Source organism: Rhodovulum viride, from assembly GCF_003265965.1.
Taxonomy (GTDB): Bacteria; Pseudomonadota; Alphaproteobacteria; order Rhodobacterales; family Rhodobacteraceae; genus Rhodovulum; species Rhodovulum kholense.
The window spans coordinates 1-658 of record NZ_MUAV01000145.1 but is presented as its reverse complement, the minus strand read 5'-3'; the positions used below and the strand labels follow the sequence as shown (position 1 = coordinate 658).

2 protein-coding genes are annotated in these 658 nt (G+C 73.4%); both read left to right on the top strand.

Annotation, left to right across the window (positions count from 1 at the left end):
* Positions 1-234 (top strand): hypothetical protein (locus BYZ73_RS23175; RefSeq protein WP_181498169.1); only part of this gene is annotated, 234 nt, incomplete at its 5' end.
* Positions 234-658, top strand: a 425-nt coding sequence (locus BYZ73_RS21525) for a hypothetical protein (RefSeq protein ID WP_112317594.1), incomplete at its 3' end; no start/stop codon positions are given. The genes BYZ73_RS23175 and BYZ73_RS21525, both read left to right, overlap by 1 nt.

Genomic DNA, 658 nt, shown 5'->3' with positions numbered 1-658 from the left:
TATCTGACCCTCGACGGCCATCTGCATATCGTGACCGGGGCCGAGGCCCCCACGGCCGCCTTCCGGCAGACCCTCACCCTCTGGCCCCGCCTGCGCGCCCCCGTCGCGGCGGGCGATCCGGTCGCGCTGCGCGCACCTTACGGCAGCTGGGCGCTGGCCGGGCCCGAGACCGCGCTCGCCGTCAGCCAGGCCCGCCTCCGCACCCGCACCCTGCAAATCGTCGAGGCGCTGTGATGGATACCAGCGGCGACCGGATCCTCGGCCTGCTGGTGCAGTGCCGGTTCGACAGCGGGGATCTGGCGATGTTCACGGGCCATGGCAGCGTCGAGTGGGACGGCGTGACCTATCTCGGCGCGGCCGGGCAGATGCTCCGGATCGGCGAGGCGCAGGAGACCTCGGGCGGCGAGATGCCGGGGCTGACGCTGACGCTGTCGGGGCTCGATCCCGAGGTGGTGGCGCTGGCCGAGCTGGAGGAGTTCCAGCGCCGCCGGGTGACGCTGCGCCTCGCGCTCTTCGGCCCCGAGGGCCAGATCGAGGCGGCCGATGTGCTGTGGGACGGGCTCGCGGACACGCTCGACAGCGATGACGGGCCCGAGGCCGCGACCGCGACGCTCGCCTGCGAGGAACGCGCCATGGATCTGGGCCGCAAGCGCCCGTT